We start from the raw sequence: 17539 nt of genomic DNA on the forward strand, positions 1-17539 counted from the left end.
ATCAGAACAACTCACCATCTATAACCAGAACAGCCCCCTTTAGGAGCCTGAAATGTCTGCAAAAAAAACAAAACGGTTACCTCTCCTTTTCTTCACGTGCACTACAGCATTGCTCTCACCCGGCTTGGCCATTGGCGGTGCTGGCGACGGAGCGAGCACTTATGGGCTAGGCCCGATGAATGCCGGCACTGCCTTGGCATTCAGTCCTTTTGCATCCAACAGCTGGTCGGTGTACTACAACCCGGCCGCCATGGCCCGCTCCCCGGAGGGCGAACTGGGAGTCATTGTGCAGTATGGCGACCAGGAATTACGTGCTAAATCACTGGGAGGAACAGACCCTTTGGAGCGAGAGAATGATATCCTCTCTGACACCAGTTCCGAACTATTATTAATCGGCTTCAAAAGCCGCGTCGCCGGCATTTCCAGCATCGACAAGCCCATTTACTTTGGCCTGAACGTGGGTGTAGACCAATACACATCCAACCTATTGCCCTATCAGGCCAATACCAGCCAGAAAGGGCAGTTTCTACGCTATGAATCTCAGCCACTTTATCTCGCCTTTGGTGGCGCTATCAGCAACGTCCTGAGGGGCGTTGACGTCGGCGCATCAGCACGTCTTACCCTCCAGGCCAAAGCCAACCTGGAAGCAGTTTCAGACCTTGGCGGCAACACAGACTCTGAAAAACTTTCCCTGGAAGCCTCTCCATCCCTATCACCGGCACTAGGTATCAATATCCGCTCTGGAGAAATGTTTTGCGGTACAAGCGAGTGCATGCCTTTTGGAATGGATAAGATGGAGCTGGCTCTTTTCTGGCGGGGGGAAAGTAGCTATGAGGTATCCGTGGATGCCAATGTGGTTGTGCCGGGAGTTATCCCTGAACCAGGCCTGAGCCTAGCGCTTAGTACAATTGATACCTATCAACCTGAAGTTCTCGGCGCAGCCATTTTGCTTCCCGTTGGCAAATTCGAATTAACGGCAGGCATTGAGCAGCACAATTGGTCTGCGCTTGAAAGCGAGTTTGCCGACGATACTATTCGCGATCAGGCTAATCTAGCGTTTGACGACATCACCATTCCCCGAATTGGCGTTAGCTATCAGTGGTCGGAGTCCATGAAACTCTTTGCCGGCGCAGCCCTGGAGGACTCACCTTTAAAATCCAGCCGATCCCAGGACGTTAACTATCTTGACACCGATAAAAAGGTTTTCGGTCTGGGTGCCAGCTACCGTCTGTCCAGCGCGCCAATAATAGATATGCCATTAGAACTCTCCTTCGCTTACCAGTATCAAATTCTGGATGAAGCTGATTTCGAATTGACCTCCATCAACTCTTCCACCGATCCAGCCCCTTATGAAACGGTAAGGGCTGATGGTGAAATAAACGTATTTTCTTCCTCCCTGTCGCTAAAGTTTTAACAACAGGCATGCGATTAATACCAGGAGAAGAGCAATGAATAATAACCCCATCACAATCCACCAGTTTCTGATTAGTCTGGCGGTCGCCATAGCAGCCCTTCTGACCGGGTGCGGTGGCGATCAGGGCGATGTAAGCAATCCCTGGAGCACACCAGAGACATTAATTTTTTCTTACCCTTATCCTGGCCAGACCGAGGTTCCAGCTACCGCGCCAGTAATCCTGCGATTTTCCTCTGCACTTGAGCAAGAGGTTATTGATGACATTGACTCACGCCTACAGCTGGTCAGTGATACTGATGGGAATACCGTCATGGTTGACTATCAGGTGGTAGACAATGGCAGAGGCCTGGCCCTGTATCCTCAATCGCGGCTGGCTCCGGCGGAAGCGTACCATCTGGTTGTCAACGATGATGGCCTTGGAGCCATTGATGATAACTCCGTGGCCCGCGTTCGGTTTCGGACTGCAGGCAGTCAAGCCGGCGCATCGCAAACCATGGGAAGCGGCTCTTTCACCCTGCTTTCAGCCACTCCTCTAGACCAACCGTCATTGCTAGAGCCGATTGATGATGCCAGCCATCCCAACGACATGAGCACCTTCAGGATGTCGTTTAACCAAACGGTTGATCCGACCAGCACAGCATATGGCGAAACCGGATCGGTTCAACTTCGTGACAACCTCGGCAAGTTGGTTCCCGCATCGCTATTTTTGCAGGGTCGTTACCTGACACTGGATCCTGACCAGGATCTGAAACCTGTGGAACACACACTAACGATTGCTGGGCTGCGGGCCCAGACTACCGGTGAACAGTTGCCGGAGTACAATCGGACTTTTGTTCCGGAAGCCACTCTTCCCCGTGCTACATCCGTTCTAAAAGTTGGCAGTCTTGGAGCTGAGCAACCTGGACTAGTGTCAACTTTAACCGGCAACCCGATCAATCAGGTGCCAGTACAATCCTTTGTGCTGGGAGATGAATCATTTACCGGGTTGAGCGGGGATCTAGCTGCAGATCTGGCTTTTGCTCCCAACTTTCCTAATGCCGTTCCACTGCGAGTACCCGCTGGTTCCGTACTCCGAGGCACCCCCGTGGACGTCAATATACTGGGCGAAATACCGTCCGGGCTGGAAACCGGTGAAGTCACCATCACGATACTCAGCGACGCTAATGGGTATCTGATCCCGAATCCATTCAGTGATTCCCCATCGGTTCCCCGCTATGCCCTGCTTAATATGGACGCAGCAATGACTGCAGCAGGTCAAGAGCCCAATGCGGCTCTCAGCCAGAACCTGCTTAATGTGCAGGTAGCGGGTTTAGCCGTTGTAAAGGATGGTGTACTAGTACTGGATGCGGTCAGTGTGGTTGAACCTGAAGTACTGGGCCTGGAGAAGGCATCCGGTCTGCTCTCATTCCGCATGGAGGCCTATCAAAACCAGCGCCAAGCGCCTGCCCCAAGCCAAGACACTCGACCCTTGCAGCTTCAGTCTTGGGCACCGGGAGAAACGTTCCAACCCAATGCAAGGCCTGGTGACCCCGTTATCCTGAACTTCAACAAACCATTAGACCCAGCTTCGGTGTTCCTTGACGGTGCCGTACAGGTTTCTGTTGATGATGTAGTAAAGACGTACCCAATACGTCACGATGGAGCCACGATCATCATCGGAGGAGATATCCTTCAACACGGAAAAGACGTCGAGCTCACCCTCACCAGCCTGCTCCGAGATACGCAGGGAAACCCGCTCAACCAGGACCAGACACTCAACATCCGCCTACCGGACTTCGTGCTTCCCAATGGCAGCACCAATGAGTTACGTGCACCACTTGTCGCTGCTGTTTTTCCCGGTTACCCCTGTGCGTTAACCGATGTCGATCTTACCGGCGAAAGAGAGACTTGGCGCAATGGCCGATGTGTAGGAGGTAAAAATAGCGACCCGCTCTATCCTGTACCGAATCTGTTCAAGGATTTTAGTATTCGAGTCATCTTTAGCCGCAGTATCGACGGCGACACGGTTAATGATCAGACTTTTGTTGTTGAACACTTCGATACCAACAATAACGCATGGGACCCCATCAATGGTCGTCTCAAGGTGCTTGCCCAGCGAATAGAGTTTCTCCCGAACAACCCGTGGCAGATTGGCGAGCTTTATCGCTACACCCTGCACTCCGAGCAAAACTCGCCTGTTTGTGGCACCAATGCCATATGTTCAACCGATGGTGCACCGCTACAAACACGTCAAATCTCTCAGTCCAGTTCCTCAGCCCCAGAGCTTAGAGAAGGAGGTCCAGACCTAACCAATCACTTCGTTGTAACAGGGGAAGAGGACCGGATCACCCGTGTGTCGTTACGCTCTCTGCCGGTTGCGGATGTTAACGCTAATCTTAGTATCGATGACAACGAGCAAGGTGCGATACCCGATGGTAACGGCGGTGCCATTGCCGATGCCAACTACCTACAGCTTAGGCTAAAAAACAAATCGGGAGTAATAACCCATGCCAACATTGGCTGTGGTATAGGCGACGATTGCCCGGAAAAGAAATTTGCCTTTGTCGGGTCAGGCGCCTTGCAAGCCGGGGTAAGCCAGTATGAGCCGGATGTCACCATCAACCGACGCCTCATCGACAGCGACCCAATGACATCAAATGAAGTCACCGGCGCCGTCATTGCCAAAGTCTTCCCCACTGTTCTCCCAACGACGAGTGTGTTTCTGGAAGCCCGTGCACTGGGATTAATCACAATACCGTTAGACACCGGCCCCCTGGTGCTTCGCTTGGCATATGAAAACAATCAGCCCATTACTGGCTATATCACCCGAACCCCTGATGGCCCCTGGTTCAGTACTACGTTTGATCTCATGGTGGATGCACCAGAGTTAGAACCACGGCTAATTATAGAACTCGGGCATGACATCCGCAGCAAAGTAATTACCGGAGTCACCCTCGAAGGCCCCCTGCGCTTTGTCGATGATGGTCGTCTGATTCTCAAAGTCCGTAACCCCGACCCTCTCATCATACCGGCCAACATTGATCTCGTGGGAATCGGCTTGGCGGGTGTTGAGCTGGAAGTCCCCCCCCTCGGCGTAGATCTGACCTTTACCTTTTTGCCGGTAAAAGATTTTTAATATATTCCCCTTGTGCTAACGCACTTTCATGCCCCCTTTATGGGGGCTTTTTTCTGTCCTCACCGTATGCCACACCGCTGAATGATCATCAATATCGTCAAATAGGACTTTTCTTTGTGTAGAAGAAACGCTAATATTTGGTTGTTTGGCCAAATAAATAAATGCCTATAATGATGCATCCTCACGACAGCCTCGCAAGCCTTGCCTATAGCGATTCAAAGCACCCACCGGAATCTGGCAGGGATATACAGTTCCCGGGAAACGGCGGGTTGGTTCTTAGTGCAACCCAGTTCGGGGACCCGAAGTCACCGCAGGTGCTTTTGCTGCATGGCGGCGGACAGACCCGTCATGCCTGGGCGCACACGGCAACAGCTCTGGCCAGATCCGGGTACTGCGCTACCTGCATTGATGCCCGCGGTCATGGTCAAAGCCAGTGGTGCCCTGAAGGGGATTACAGCGGCACCGCGCTGGTATCAGACCTCCGCGCCATCATCCAATCACTTCCCACATCACCTTATATCGTGGGAGCGTCAATGGGCGGACTGACGGCCATGCTTACCCTTGGGGAGGAGCCCCCCTTGCCCTGTCGAGGTCTGGTACTGGTGGATGTGGCCCCACGGCTTGAGACCAAAGGCGTTCGCCGGGTGATTGAGTTCATGCGCCGCCACCCTGACGGTTTCGACTCTCTGGATCAGGTTCAGGATGCCGTGGCTGCCTATAACCCAACACGAAAAGCACCATCAAGCTCACAGGGCTTGCGAAAAAACCTCCGCCAGGACGCTAATGGCCGTCTCCATTGGCACTGGGATCCTGCGTTTCTTGATCATGCGGTAATCCCTGAAGCAAATGAAGGCATGTTCGGCCGAGCGCGACTCAATCTTGCAGCAAGCAAACTCAAATTACCGATATTACTCATCCGCGGCCATCACAGTGATGTACTCAGCGAAGCAGGAGCCCAGGAATTATTAGCCCTCGTGCCACATGCCAAGTACCGAGTAATCCATCAAGCAGGTCATATGGTAGCGGGTGACCGCAACAGTATTTTTACCGGAGCAGTGCTGGACTTTCTTCAGCACCTTGACCCGCAAGGAAATCACATACGCTCCACCGATCGGAGACTTACACCATGAAACATAAACACCTCGACGTGCTGATCATTGGCGCGGGCCTTTCCGGCGTCGGTGCGGCTTGTCACCTAAGCCGCAAGTGCCCAGATCTACGCTATGGCATCCTTGAGCGACGCAAGCGCGTTGGTGGCACCTGGGATTTATTTCGCTATCCCGGCATCCGTTCGGACTCCGATATGTTCACACTCGGCTATAACTTTCAGCCTTGGACAGACACCAAGATGCTTGCCGATGGCCCCTCTATTCGCAATTACATCGAAGAAACCGCTGAGCATCATCAGGTCCACAAGAAAATTCATTTTGGCCTGAAAGTCACTGCCGAGGACTGGAGCAGCGAATTCAATCGCTGGACGGTTACCGCGTTGAACGAGGAAACCGGTGAAGAAGAAGTTTTCACCGCTGGGTTTGTCCTCAACTGTACCGGTTATTATAACTATGACGCCGGCTACACACCGAAAATACCTGGAATCAATCGCTTTGGCGGCGACGTAATTCACCCGCAGCACTGGCCAGATAACTACGACTATACGGGTAAGCGAGTTGTCGTGATCGGCAGCGGCGCCACCGCCGTAACACTGGTGCCCGCGATGACCGACCGCGCTGCGCATGTCACCATGTTACAGCGCTCCCCTACTTATGTTGCCTCCGTCCCTGAGCAAGATCTCATCTCGAAAAACCTGCGCCGAGTACTGCCAGAAATGCTTGTTTACCGCTTGGCGCGCACACGCAATATCCTGCTGCAGAGAACCGTATTTAACCTATCGATTCGTAAGCCCAAAGCGATCCGCAGATTACTGCTGGCCGCTGCTCGCAAACAACTGGGGCCGGATATCGACATGAAGCATTTTCAACCTCACTACAACCCATGGGAGGAACGAATGTGCGCAGTTCCCAAGGGGGATCTGTTCAAGGTGCTTCGTGAAGGCAAGGCTTCCGTGGTGACGGATCATATAAAAAATGTCACCAAAACCGGTATAAAACTGGAATCTGGGGATTGGATACCTGCCGATATTATCGTCACAGCTACCGGTCTGGATTTGCAAATGTTGGGCGGCGCAGAGCTACGTGTTGATGGTACGCACGTCAATCTCTCAAACACCATGATGTACAAAGGCTTAATGCTGGAAAAAGTGCCTAATATGGCACTGGTCTTTGGCTATACCAACGCGTCCTGGACCCTCAAGGCAGATATTGCCTCCGAATTTGTTTGTCGGCTTCTCAAGCATATGCGCAAGACAGGCGCAGAAAAGGTGACCCCTATCGACGAGGAAGGGTGTGGCTCTGATGTCAACTTTCTCAACCTTCGCTCTGGCTACATTCAACGTGCTGATGACCGCCTGCCACGCCAAGGCAACAAAGATCCTTGGCAAAACCTCAACGATTATCTTCACGACCTGCCGGCGTTTCGTTATGGAAAAATGAATGATGGCCACCTTAAATTCGAAACGACAAACCTACATAAAACGAAACGCAATCTCGTCCAAAAACTTCTGAGCAACACACTCAATATAGAGGCGCAACGATGAAATCATTTTCAGGAAAAGTCGCGGCGATCACTGGCGCCGGGTCGGGCATCGGGCAAGCCACGGCGATTGCTCTAGCAAAAGAAGGCTGCCACTTAGCGATCTCTGATATCAGCGAAGAAAGCCTAGAGAAGACGGTCGAATTACTGGCAGGCTACGCCGTCAACATCAGCACTCATGTTGTTGATGTCAGCAACAAAAATGCGGTTTATCAATACGCGGAAGATACCGTCTCAACACACGGAAAAGTAAATCTCATCATGAACAATGCCGGTGTGGGACTGGGTGAGACCGTCGAGAACATGAGCTATGAAAACTTTGAATGGCTGATGAATATCAATTTCTGGGGTGTCGTATACGGTACAAAGGCATTTCTTCCCCATCTCCAGAAAATAGGTGAAGGCCATATCGTCAACATCTCCAGCGTTTTCGGCATTATCGGTGTTCCAACCCAGTCAGCCTACAACGCCGCAAAATTTGCTGTTCGCGGATTTACAGAATCATTACGTGAAGAGCTGGATATCGCGGGCGGCCTTGTCAGCGCGACTTGCGTTCATCCAGGTGGAGTAAAGACCAACATAGCGCGTAATAGTCGCATGGGAGACATGGGCAGCATGAACATGGGCGACAAAGAAGAGATTGCCAGCATGTTCGAAAAAATTGCCATGACCACACCCGAAGCTGCCGCTAGAACCATCCTGAAAGGCGTGCGGAAAAACCGGCGAAGAGTTTTGGTAGGCGGTGACGCGGTCATGCTGGACACCACACAGAGACTGATACCCACAGGCTACCAACGCTTGCTTGAAATTATGTTTAAAAAACAGCAAAGCAGCAAAAATAAAAAAACGCATCAGGGCATGGCCTGACATTTTTCTCTTTAACTATCACATTATTGATTGGAGGCGATATGCGCTCGTCTAATACGGTAAAAAGCATTAAGAAACTCAGCGGCGCGCTGGTGGGCATTCCACCGCGTCATATCAATTTTCAATTTCCGGATTCCATTCCAAAGTATTTTTATGCTGGAAATGCCACAGCAACGACTTTCTTTGCCATGCTCTCCGGGTTTTTCCCACCTGGTGAGCGCTATTTCATGGAGTCTGTTAGACACTTTCGTGGTCAGGTTAAGGACGAATCTCTACGGGCGGCCATATCGGGCTTCATGGGGCAGGAGGCCATTCACGGACGAGAGCATGACAGGCTGAACCAGATTCTCGCCGAATACGGCTATGACATGCAGTCGCCAGATCGGTTTGTCAAAATTGGCTTGGCCATACTAGAGAAGTTGCCGCCGAGCACTCGGCTAGCCGCCACCACGTTTATGGAGCACTTTACTGCGCTTCTCGCCGAGCAGCTGCTTGAAGACGAGAATTTTGTACGCCAGGCAGACCCTGAAATGCTCAAAATATGGCAGTGGCATGCGCTCGAAGAGCTGGAACACAAATCTGTTGCCTACGACGTATATGAGCTTATTGGTAACAGCCGTACAGAGCGCGTGGCTGCAGCCCTCGCCTCGATGGTCGTCTTGCTGCCGATGCTGGGCATCACCTGGAGCTGGATGCTTGTCAAAGACGGCCAGCTCGGCAACATCAGCGATAATGTTAAAGGTCTGAATATTTTGCTAGGTCGTAACGGGTTTGTATCGCAAATCCTTTCGCGCCTTCCTGAGTTCATTCAGCCGGATTTCCACCCTGATCAACATGACACCAAAGGGCTGGAAAAACTGTGGCGTGAGAAGTTGTTCGCTGAAGGTGGCCAACTGCATGAGCTGTATAGCAATCCGGCGGCATAATAATGCTCAAGGGGGTTTAGGGAACCTCTGAATAGTTGACGACTCTGTCACCACCGTTTGCTAAAAGACACACAAAAAAATGCCGGAATTGCTTCCATGCAACTCCGGCATTACACCTTTTATCATAGCTTTTCTCTAGCCGATCTTTATTGCGCATCCTCTAGAATGAATTGTGCCGCTCGCTCGCCAATCATCATACATGGCGCGTTCGTATTACCACTGATCAACAGTGGCATGATCGAGGCATCGGCGACACGCAACCCCTTCACACCGTTTACCCGCAGACGGACATCCACCACCGCTTTTTCATCACTACCCATTCGGCAAGTGCCGACGGGATGGTAGATTGTTTCAGCGCGCTGGCGAATATCCGCGTCAATCTGGTCATCACTCTCCACGCTGGAAGCCGGTTCGTCATCACCGCCAAAAGCAGAGCTGAAAGAATGACTGTGAAACACTTTTCTGGCTAGTTTCACGCCTTCACGGAGCACAAGAATATCGTCAGGATGAGAAAGATAGTTTGGGTCTATCAAAGGCGCAGCAAATGGATCGCTATTGGCCAATCGAATCTGTCCTCGACTCTTAGGCCTGAGTTGGCACACATGAATCGTACAACCAAACCCTGGCGTCAACTGACGTCCATGATCTCGAAGATAAGCCGGTAAAAAGTGTAGCTGAGCATCCGGACGATCCGGCTCGCTGAGCAGGCTGACAAAAGCCCCTGCTTCCGCCGCGTTACTGGCAAGAAAGCCGCGCCGATGACGAAAATACTGGTAGAAGGCACTAATCAGCCGAGGTATAAAAAACGGTGACATGCCGATTGATTGACGGCTTTTGTCCTTGATCATGACGGTCATATCAAGGTGATCTTGAAGGTTCTCCCCAACTTCCGGCGAGTCTTGCAAACAGGTGATGCCGATTTTCGATAGGTGCTCTCGCTCTCCAATACCCGACAACATCAGCAACTGAGGGCTATTGATCGCCCCACCGGACAGGATGACTTCTTTGTTCGTACGAATGACCGATTGAGCACCATCACTATCACAAATTTCGACGCCAATCGCCCTGCCGCAATCCAGTAACACCTTGGTTACCTGCACATCCGTCATGATGTGCAGGTTATCGCGGCCACGTGCAGGATCCAGGAAAGCACGCGCGGCACTCCATCGGCGCCCTTCTTTTTGTGTTACCTGAAACCGGCCAAAGCCTTTCTGTTCCGGCCCGTTAAAATCATCGTTTCGGGTATAACCCAGCTCTTCACCGGACTTAATAAACAGCGGGGTTAACGGGTTAACATCCCTGACTCGGGTAACATTCAGTGGCCCACCCACACCATGCCAATTGTCAGCGGAGTATTGTTCATTGTTTTCATGTGCATTGAATACCGGCTGCACATCTTTCCACGCCCACCCTGTTGCGCCTTGCGCTGCCCAGTCATCATAGTCTTGTTGTTGGCCTCGAATGTAGACCATGGCATTGATTGAGCTGCTGCCCCCCAGTGTTTTTCCTCGCGGCCAGTAGAGGCGCCTTTTATTAAGGTGACTCTGTGGCGCGGTGTCGTAGCCCCAGTTTCGCTTTCCTTGTTTAATTAGACCGATGAGTCCAAACGGAATATTAATAAAACCGCTATTATCGTGGGGGCCGGCCTCAATAAGACAAACGGAATACTTGCCGCACTCGCTTAACCGGTTGGCAAGAACACAGCCCGAAGAGCCCGCCCCCACGACGATAAAATCAAACGACTTCATTTTGCTTCTCCCCCGCCTGAATAAACCGTGACATGTGGTGCTCTCGGTCGCCATGACTCAATGATGCATGTGTCACCAGACGGAAGTAATGGCCAATGTTCAGCTCTTCCGTAACACCAACGCCACCATGGATCTGGATACCTTGCTGAGTGATACCAACGGCCCGGTTTGCGTAGTAAGCCTTTGCCGCCGCTGTCGCGCGCCCGCGCTCACAGACGTTTGCGCTCTCTCCTTTTACTGACACCATCAAGAGCATGGATTCCAGCTGCTGGAGATCAATAAACGCATCAACAAGGTAGTGCTGGATTACCTGAAAACTGCCAATCGTTCTACCAAACTGTTTACGCGTTCGAGCGTATTCCAGAGTGGCCTGATACACCTCTCGGCAGGCGCCGTACATACGTGCGCAGTCCAATGCGCACAGATAATCGAACCAGGCAGAAACCGCTTGCTTTGCCGCATCACCACGACACAAAACCATTTCGTCTGTGATGAGCACATCATCAAGCGTCAAACTGGCAGCACGGCTTCCATCGAGCAGTCGATATCTTTCAACGTCACAGGCGTCGAAAGGTAGCGCGACAATGACCAACTCATCACCAGACATAGCGGAGACGAGCACGGCGTCTGCAACACCACCATCAGACACAACGTGCTTCTGCCCGGAAAGTCGTTCTCCGTTTAGCCTCAAGGAAGGGTTCAGCACGTGATAACCGGCATGCCGGTCATAAAGACCGCAAGCCACACGTGCCTCACCAGCAATAATGCGATCAAGCAACGCCAAGGATGTTGGCGTATTGGCGAACTCCAATAACTTGCCGGGGGAAACAATTAAATCGACAAAAGGGTCAAGACAAAGCGCGGCTCCTAACTCCTGAACAATGGCGCACACGTCAAGCAATGAGCCGCCATACCCTCCAACAGATTCAGCAAACGGAAGGCCAAACCAACCCAAATCATTCATGGCCTGCCAGCGATTCGCTTCAAGGTGATTACTCTCATTCAACTGTGCAATGTAGCTGTCAAATGAATAGTTGTCTTTAAGATAACGGCGCGCGGTATCCGCAATCATGGTGGTATTTTCGGGTAACTTGAAATCCATTTTTCACCTCACAATCCGAGCAACATCTTCGCCAACACGTTTTTCTGGATCTCGTTAGATCCACCATAGATGGTGCACGCACGCAGGAAGTTATAGCGGCGACTGGCCTGATTAAAAATTTGCTCCCCAATGGGCTCCTCGTTATCCCATGGCAAAGACATCAAACCTCCGATTTCCACCATCGCTTGGGAAACCCTTTGCTGTAGTTCCGTGCCTTTGATTTTCAGTCCTGACGATTCTGGGCCGAACGGCTTGCCTTCATCTGTGGCAGCAACGGTGCGAAAGTTGGTGTATTCCAGTGCCATAAGATCGACTTCCAAGCCAGCCAACCGACGCACCGCCAACTGCTTATCTGTTTCCGTTGGTAGCGCATCGATAGCACTTTTAAGGCGATTGATTTCGTAGTGAATATCCGCCACACCGGCAATGGTGGTGCGTTCGTGGGTAAGAAGAAATTTGGCAATGGTCCACCCCATTCCTTCTTGACCCACCAAATTTTCCACAGGCACTTTCACGTCGGTAAAATAGACTTCGTTAAGGTGATGATGCCCATCAATTGAATAAATCGGCCGTACTTCAAGCCCGGGGGTTTTCATATCGATCAGCAGGAATGAAATACCCTGCTGCTGTTTCACGGTGCTATCCGTTCGCACCAAGCAAAACATCATGTCTGCCCAATGGGCCTGTGTCGTCCAGATTTTTTGACCATTAACCAAATAATGGTCGCCATTACGCGTGGCTCGCGTTTTTAACGAGGCCAGATCTGAGCCCGCATTGGGCTCAGAATAACCTTGGCACCATAGCGTTTCGCCACGCTGAATGCCGGGCAACCACCGTTCCTTCTGTGCTTCAGAACCAAAGGTATATAACACCGGCCCAACCATGGCCACACCAAAAGGACTTGTTGGCGGAGCCCCTGCCGAGGCGCGTTCCTGATCGAAAATATACCGCTGGGTTGCGCTCCACCCTGGGCCACCAAATTGTTCTGGCCAAGTAGACGTGAGCCAACCTTGACTGCCCAGCAAACGCTCCCATCGTTGCTGCATATTCTTGTCTGGCATCGCTCCTCGGGCAGTACAGCGCCGAATATCATCAGGCACATTTTCCTTCATCCACTGCCGGATACTCTTACGAAATTCTTTTTCGTCATTACTGAAATCCAGATTCATGGAAGCCTCCAAGCCAATAAATTTCGCAATACAAGGTCATCGATTACTCAATTAACCTGTTTACCGTTGCTCTCCCAAAAGGGGGCTCGCAGTTCGTTTTTCAGCACCTTACCTGCCCCACTCACCGGCAACGACTCTGCCTTAAAATCAACGCTACGAGGCACTTTGTAACCTGCAATTCTTTCACGGCAATGTTCGATAATCTCTGCCTCACTGGCGTGCTCTCCTTCACGCAGCACCACGATTGCATGCACAGCTTCACCCCAGCGTTCATCGGGAATACCAATTACCGCGCACTCCTGTACCGCAGGATGGCTATAAATGGCACCTTCAACTTCAACAGAGAAAATATTTTCTCCACCGCTAATTACCATGTCCTTGGCTCGATCAACGATGAAGACAAATCCATCCTCGTCCATGTAGCCAAGGTCGCCGGTATGTAGCCAACCATTGCGCAAGGTATCAGCGGTTGTTGATTCCATTCCCCAGTAACCCAACATGACGTTTGGTCCCCGCGCACATATTTCGCCAACCGTACCTTGAGATACCACCTGATCATTTTCATCAAGCACCACCACCTCCACACCCAGTGCTGCGCGACCGGCGCTACGTAATTTTTCTCCGCCGGGAATGTGATGTTCTGGCCCGAGTGAGGTAATGATTGGGGAGGCTTCGGTCTGGCCATAGCCCTGAGCAAATGACACTGTCGGCATTTGTTCCATAGCACTAATCAATACCGCCTCTGGCATTGGCGAGGCGCCATACAGCATGCGTTTTATGCTGCTGACATCGTAATTGGCGATGCGCCCAGATGAGGCTAGAAGATTGACCATGGTCGGCACCAACAGGGTGTTCGTGACTTTCTCCTGCTCAATGAAAGCCAGCACTTCATCAACATCAAAGCGAGGAACAATGCCATGTGTCCCCGCAGCCAGTGTCACGGCAAACGTGCTGGCCATATCAGCCAAGTGGAACATGGGCCCGGCATGCATATATATGGTGTCACTGTCATAGCCCATCTCGGCAACCACGTTCAGGGCATTGAATACCAGGTTGTCATGACTCAGCATCACGCCTTTTGACCGCCCAGTGGTACCACCGGTATAAAACAGCCCCGCCAGATCGTCACCGCCAGCATTGGCGTCACGGATTCGATCGGCGTTGGCGACAAGGGATTCATAATCAATACACCCTTGTGGACACTCACCCTCACCCATGAAGACAACATGCTTGATAGACTCAAGCTGTGGCTGTAGGGATGGCAGCAATGCTGCAAAGGTGTCATCAACGAAAAGCACTTTAGAACCTGAGTCATTCAAGGTATAGGCGATTTCAGGTGGTGCGAGCCGAATATTGACGGGATTCACTGCCGCACCGGCCCACGACACTGCATAGAAATACTCCAGGTAGCGATCGCTGTTTAATGCCAGTATGGCAACCCTGTCACCCGCATTGATGCCCAGACTTAGCAACCCGTTAGCAAGGCATGCGATACGGTCTTCAAACTCTCGCCAGGTTTGCCGCCGACCAGCAAAAACGGTAGCCGTACCTTGGCCGTTTAATTGAACCGCACGGCGCAAAGTCTGTGAAATATACATAACAGAACTCCTCTATTGAGGCAGAAAAGGAAGGGGGGAGGGTTGTTTATAGATTGGATTAGCTGGAAGCGAAGGCTCTCTTATAAATGAAGCGACCTCGGGAAACCTGGGCGCCATCAAGAAACACATCCACAACAACCACAATGAAGCGCTTTCCTTCACGAATAATGTTCGGCTTGGCCACCAACGTACCCGCAAAGGCCGGGCGCAAATAATCCAGAGTCATACTTGAACATACTGGCTTATTTTGTTCAGTCTGATTCGCTGTTAAGTGCGCGCCAGCAACAAGCTCCGCGAAGCTTGCGATAATACCGCCATGAAAAGTCTTGATCAGAGGGTTGCCAATGTGCTGCTCGCGAAACGGCATTTTATAGGTTGCTTCGCCGTTATCGTCCGAAGCCGTCATACCAAGAAATTTTTCGTATGGTGATACATCGCCGACCACAGTAGAGAGAGCGGTTACCCTTTCTGTTTCGAAGCTGATGATTCCTTCATCATCGATTGTTTTTTTCTTGGAGGGGGCTCTCTTATTGCTAGGATTCACAGATTGATCAAAGGACGGGCCTGCCGTTCCTATCGCAAAACTGCCTGATACCGACGCCAGCAAATTGCCGCCATCACGCCCAAATGCCTCTCCACGGACATAGGCAATATTTTCTTCAACTGCAAAACAGGTGACATTACATGCCACCCCTTCGCCAGCCTCGGGTTTAGCGATGAAATCAACGCGCAAGTCAATTGTCGCAATTGGGCGCATGTCGCCGAGGCGCACAAAAATCGCCAAACCACATGCCGTATCAAGCAAGGTAGCGATGGCTCCCCGATGAAGCTTTCCCTGTTGATCACAAACCTCTTCCACACAAGGCATGCTCATTACCGCGCCATCTTTGGTAATGTCATCCATTGCGATACCAAAAACCCTGAACAACGGATGCCCTGAACCAAAAAAAGCCTTTGCGGCAAGCAGTTCTCTCGGGAGTGATGTCTCAGCTGTCATAGTTAGCAACTTTTTATCAGAATGTTGAAGCGGCATCCGCATACCGGGTCTCTGCAACACGCACAGATTCAATGGCGTCCGTTATTGCCTCTTCAGGGAATGTTTCACTTTCGGACCCCTTTCGCAGACAATCAGCCAGAGCGGACCATGCCGCAGCACTCGTTCGCATCAACTCGACCAAGCCTGCCTCATGTATTTCAGGAACAATTTCACTCGCTTCATCGAGAAATTCTGAATACATCGCTCTAAAGCCGCTGCCCCCCGTTCCACGCTTCTCGATCACTTGATAGGCGAAACGGAGCAACCATTGCCATTTATCCACTGCCTTCCAGCGAGGAAGTTCCTGGATCCAAGTTGTTAGCGCTTGAATACCGTGATTCCTGCTTCCTTGCAGGAGATTATCTGCATTCTTCACAATCGCACTGCGCACGTTCTCGGCAGACACCTGAACCGAAACACTTTCGGGTGCGAACAATGAACCATGATGGATAAAGGGTGGCGACAAGGAGAATCTGGCTTCAACCAACTTGTCACGAGGCACCTCTAAAAGCCCTGGGCGCTCGGTATCGCTAACGAGCATCGTCTCGCCCTTCTCGGCTCGCTGCCAGGCGACGATGGCGTGACCGGGGAAATGTGTACTGCTCTTGAAATAAGGAAGGTAAAAAATATCAGTTAAGAGAAGCGCAGGCCGCCCCGCATCAAGATGGGCATCCAGCGCATCGGCGGCAGCACATTTATCTTGCCAAGTTTCCCAGCGAAACGGCACGCCCAGTGTAGAGAACACCGTTTCCTCAAATCCCATTGAACGGACATGGACAATAAACGGGGTGTCCGTGCCTGGTATTTCCACATAAGTAATACCAAGCCCGGCACCGAGACCGAAGCAGAAAGCTTCAGTTAAATTAAGCCCATGAAACTCCAGAAGATCCCTGATAGCTGAACTTCCACAGTGGCGTCCGGGCCTATGAGTGTGCCGAAAATCAAAGGCACCGGGGTTACCCTGATCGTTGGTCTGCATCAGGCTGCCTCTCTCACAGGATCCGGACCATAAATGGTCTCCGATGCCTGCATTGGATCACCATGAGCCTCATACTCTGCCAACCAGGCGGCAACCTTCTCAGGCATACCGGTGTCCCAAGGGTGAAACCCGGGACGAAACCAGGCAAGAAAATCAGGCAACATTCCTGTGAGAATACCTTTTCGCCCATAAAGTTTGTTCAAACCCTTCAGAATCACACCGGGCTGGCGCGTGACACCATCAAGCTTGAGCATATTCCAGAATACCGGTGCCACGACCAAATGAACCATCAGTGTCGCAACCACCAGCGCCGAGGCACGAGTCAGGTAGCCCCCCCCAGCCGCTCCCTGATAAAGATCATAGGCCACAGCCTTGTGTTCTACTTCTTCAACCCCGTGCCAAAGAAACAACGCTCTCATGACGGGATCGGCCTCGCCAAACATGTCGCTCTTCTCGCTAACCATGGCTTCGCCCAGGGTTGCCGTAAAGTGCTCAAACGCCGCAGTCATGGCGAGCTGATACTTCTTCGGCAGGTACTTTTGTGTGGTGCGAATAAACGTCCTTAAATTCGTAGTGACCTTATCTACATCCACGCCCTGGCTGGCCATCACATCGTTGAAACGATCATGGACAATGCCGTGCTGACCTTCCTGGCGAATAAAGTGACGAATGTCCTCGATCAGCTGATCATCTGTCACCTGATCCTTGAAGTTACGCACTGACTGGATAAAGAAGCGCTCTCCCTCCGGGAAATGTACCGAGAGGGCGTCAAAAAAGCGGGTCAGCACGGGATCACCGCCATTCCAGTGCCGCGGCACTGATGAGACATCAAAAGCAACTTTACGTGGCTGGATTGGCAAAGAAGTCATAATTCCTCCAATGAAACAGGTTGTCTTTAGGTTGACATCCTTCGATGTTATTTGGTCAACTAACCAA

Annotated in this window: 13 protein-coding genes; 6 read left to right on the forward strand and 7 right to left on the reverse strand. The window is 51.5% G+C overall.

Annotated features, from left to right (window positions below; translation table 11 throughout):
• Nucleotides 1-52 precede the first annotated feature (52 nt).
• The 6 genes from ADG881_RS09425 (at nucleotide 53) to ADG881_RS09450 (ending at nucleotide 8971) form a co-directional block, all read left to right on the forward strand.
• Nucleotides 53-1414 (forward strand): OmpP1/FadL family transporter, encoded by a 1362-nt coding sequence (locus ADG881_RS09425; RefSeq protein WP_039926514.1) that lies wholly within the window; start codon nucleotides 53-55, stop codon nucleotides 1412-1414.
• Between the two features lie 34 nt (nucleotides 1415-1448).
• A complete protein-coding gene (locus tag ADG881_RS09430; protein ID WP_007149059.1) occupies nucleotides 1449-4529 on the forward strand; it encodes an Ig-like domain-containing protein in 3081 nt (1026 codons plus the stop codon).
• Between the two features lie 173 nt (nucleotides 4530-4702).
• Nucleotides 4703-5659 (forward strand): alpha/beta fold hydrolase, encoded by a 957-nt coding sequence (locus ADG881_RS09435; RefSeq protein WP_039926515.1) that lies wholly within the window; start codon nucleotides 4703-4705, stop codon nucleotides 5657-5659.
• Nucleotides 5656-7182 carry an NAD(P)/FAD-dependent oxidoreductase gene (locus ADG881_RS09440; protein WP_007148413.1) on the forward strand — a complete coding sequence of 509 codons (1527 nt, stop codon included), beginning with the start codon at nucleotides 5656-5658 and terminating at the stop codon, nucleotides 7180-7182. Before ADG881_RS09435 ends, ADG881_RS09440 begins: the two co-directional genes overlap by 4 nt.
• Nucleotides 7179-8045, forward strand: a complete 867-nt coding sequence (locus tag ADG881_RS09445) for an SDR family oxidoreductase (RefSeq protein ID WP_007150445.1) — start codon at nucleotides 7179-7181, stop codon at nucleotides 8043-8045. Before ADG881_RS09440 ends, ADG881_RS09445 begins: the two co-directional genes overlap by 4 nt.
• 41 nt (nucleotides 8046-8086) lie before the next feature.
• Nucleotides 8087-8971 (forward strand): metal-dependent hydrolase, encoded by an 885-nt coding sequence (locus ADG881_RS09450; RefSeq protein WP_007149555.1) that lies wholly within the window; start codon nucleotides 8087-8089, stop codon nucleotides 8969-8971.
• Between the two features lie 146 nt (nucleotides 8972-9117).
• Here ADG881_RS09450 and ADG881_RS09455 read toward each other — a convergent pair whose 3' ends face one another.
• From ADG881_RS09455 to ADG881_RS09485, 7 genes are read right to left on the reverse strand one after another with little or no spacing between them, the layout of a single operon-like run.
• Entirely contained in the window at nucleotides 9118-10719 is a 1602-nt protein-coding gene (locus tag ADG881_RS09455; RefSeq protein WP_007150726.1) for a GMC family oxidoreductase, read from the reverse strand.
• A complete protein-coding gene (locus ADG881_RS09460; protein WP_007150528.1) occupies nucleotides 10706-11821 on the reverse strand; it encodes an acyl-CoA dehydrogenase family protein in 1116 nt (371 codons plus the stop codon). The genes ADG881_RS09455 and ADG881_RS09460 overlap by 14 nt, the downstream gene beginning before the upstream one ends.
• 8 nt (nucleotides 11822-11829) lie before the next feature.
• A complete protein-coding gene (locus ADG881_RS09465; RefSeq protein ID WP_007150215.1) occupies nucleotides 11830-12990 on the reverse strand; it encodes an acyl-CoA dehydrogenase family protein in 1161 nt (386 codons plus the stop codon).
• A 47-nt stretch (nucleotides 12991-13037) separates the two neighbouring features.
• Nucleotides 13038-14588, reverse strand: coding sequence for a long-chain-fatty-acid--CoA ligase (locus ADG881_RS09470; RefSeq protein WP_007148529.1), 1551 nt, complete (start codon nucleotides 14586-14588; stop codon nucleotides 13038-13040).
• A 58-nt stretch (nucleotides 14589-14646) separates the two neighbouring features.
• A complete protein-coding gene (locus tag ADG881_RS09475; protein ID WP_231866193.1) occupies nucleotides 14647-15627 on the reverse strand; it encodes a PaaI family thioesterase in 981 nt (326 codons plus the stop codon).
• Nucleotides 15602-16603 carry a BtrH N-terminal domain-containing protein gene (locus tag ADG881_RS09480; RefSeq protein WP_007150864.1) on the reverse strand — a complete coding sequence of 334 codons (1002 nt, stop codon included), beginning with the start codon at nucleotides 16601-16603 and terminating at the stop codon, nucleotides 15602-15604. Before ADG881_RS09480 ends, ADG881_RS09475 begins: the two co-directional genes overlap by 26 nt.
• Entirely contained in the window at nucleotides 16603-17472 is an 870-nt protein-coding gene (locus tag ADG881_RS09485) for a metal-dependent hydrolase (RefSeq protein WP_039927356.1), read from the reverse strand. Before ADG881_RS09485 ends, ADG881_RS09480 begins: the two co-directional genes overlap by 1 nt.
• Between the last annotated feature and the right edge of the window lie 67 nt (nucleotides 17473-17539).

Origin of the sequence: Alcanivorax sp. DG881 (genome assembly GCF_000155615.1) — a bacterium.
Lineage (GTDB): Bacteria > Pseudomonadota > Gammaproteobacteria > Pseudomonadales > Alcanivoracaceae > Alcanivorax.

Coding starts and splice junctions, on each gene's coding strand:
- ADG881_RS09445 (WP_007150445.1), top strand. CDS start 7,179: ATGAAATCATTTTCAGGAAAAGTCGCGGCGATCACTGGCGCCGGGTCG.
- ADG881_RS09455 (WP_007150726.1), bottom strand. CDS start 10,719: ATGAAGTCGTTTGATTTTATCGTCGTGGGGGCGGGCTCTTCGGGCTGT.
- ADG881_RS09475 (WP_231866193.1), bottom strand. CDS start 15,627: ATGCGGATGCCGCTTCAACATTCTGATAAAAAGTTGCTAACTATGACA.
- ADG881_RS09435 (WP_039926515.1), top strand. CDS start 4,703: ATGCATCCTCACGACAGCCTCGCAAGCCTTGCCTATAGCGATTCAAAG.
- ADG881_RS09440 (WP_007148413.1), top strand. CDS start 5,656: ATGAAACATAAACACCTCGACGTGCTGATCATTGGCGCGGGCCTTTCC.
- ADG881_RS09470 (WP_007148529.1), bottom strand. CDS start 14,588: ATGTATATTTCACAGACTTTGCGCCGTGCGGTTCAATTAAACGGCCAA.
- ADG881_RS09480 (WP_007150864.1), bottom strand. CDS start 16,603: ATGCAGACCAACGATCAGGGTAACCCCGGTGCCTTTGATTTTCGGCAC.
- ADG881_RS09430 (WP_007149059.1), top strand. CDS start 1,449: ATGAATAATAACCCCATCACAATCCACCAGTTTCTGATTAGTCTGGCG.
- ADG881_RS09485 (WP_039927356.1), bottom strand. CDS start 17,472: ATGACTTCTTTGCCAATCCAGCCACGTAAAGTTGCTTTTGATGTCTCA.
- ADG881_RS09425 (WP_039926514.1), top strand. CDS start 53: ATGTCTGCAAAAAAAACAAAACGGTTACCTCTCCTTTTCTTCACGTGC.
- ADG881_RS09460 (WP_007150528.1), bottom strand. CDS start 11,821: ATGGATTTCAAGTTACCCGAAAATACCACCATGATTGCGGATACCGCG.
- ADG881_RS09450 (WP_007149555.1), top strand. CDS start 8,087: ATGCGCTCGTCTAATACGGTAAAAAGCATTAAGAAACTCAGCGGCGCG.
- ADG881_RS09465 (WP_007150215.1), bottom strand. CDS start 12,990: ATGAATCTGGATTTCAGTAATGACGAAAAAGAATTTCGTAAGAGTATC.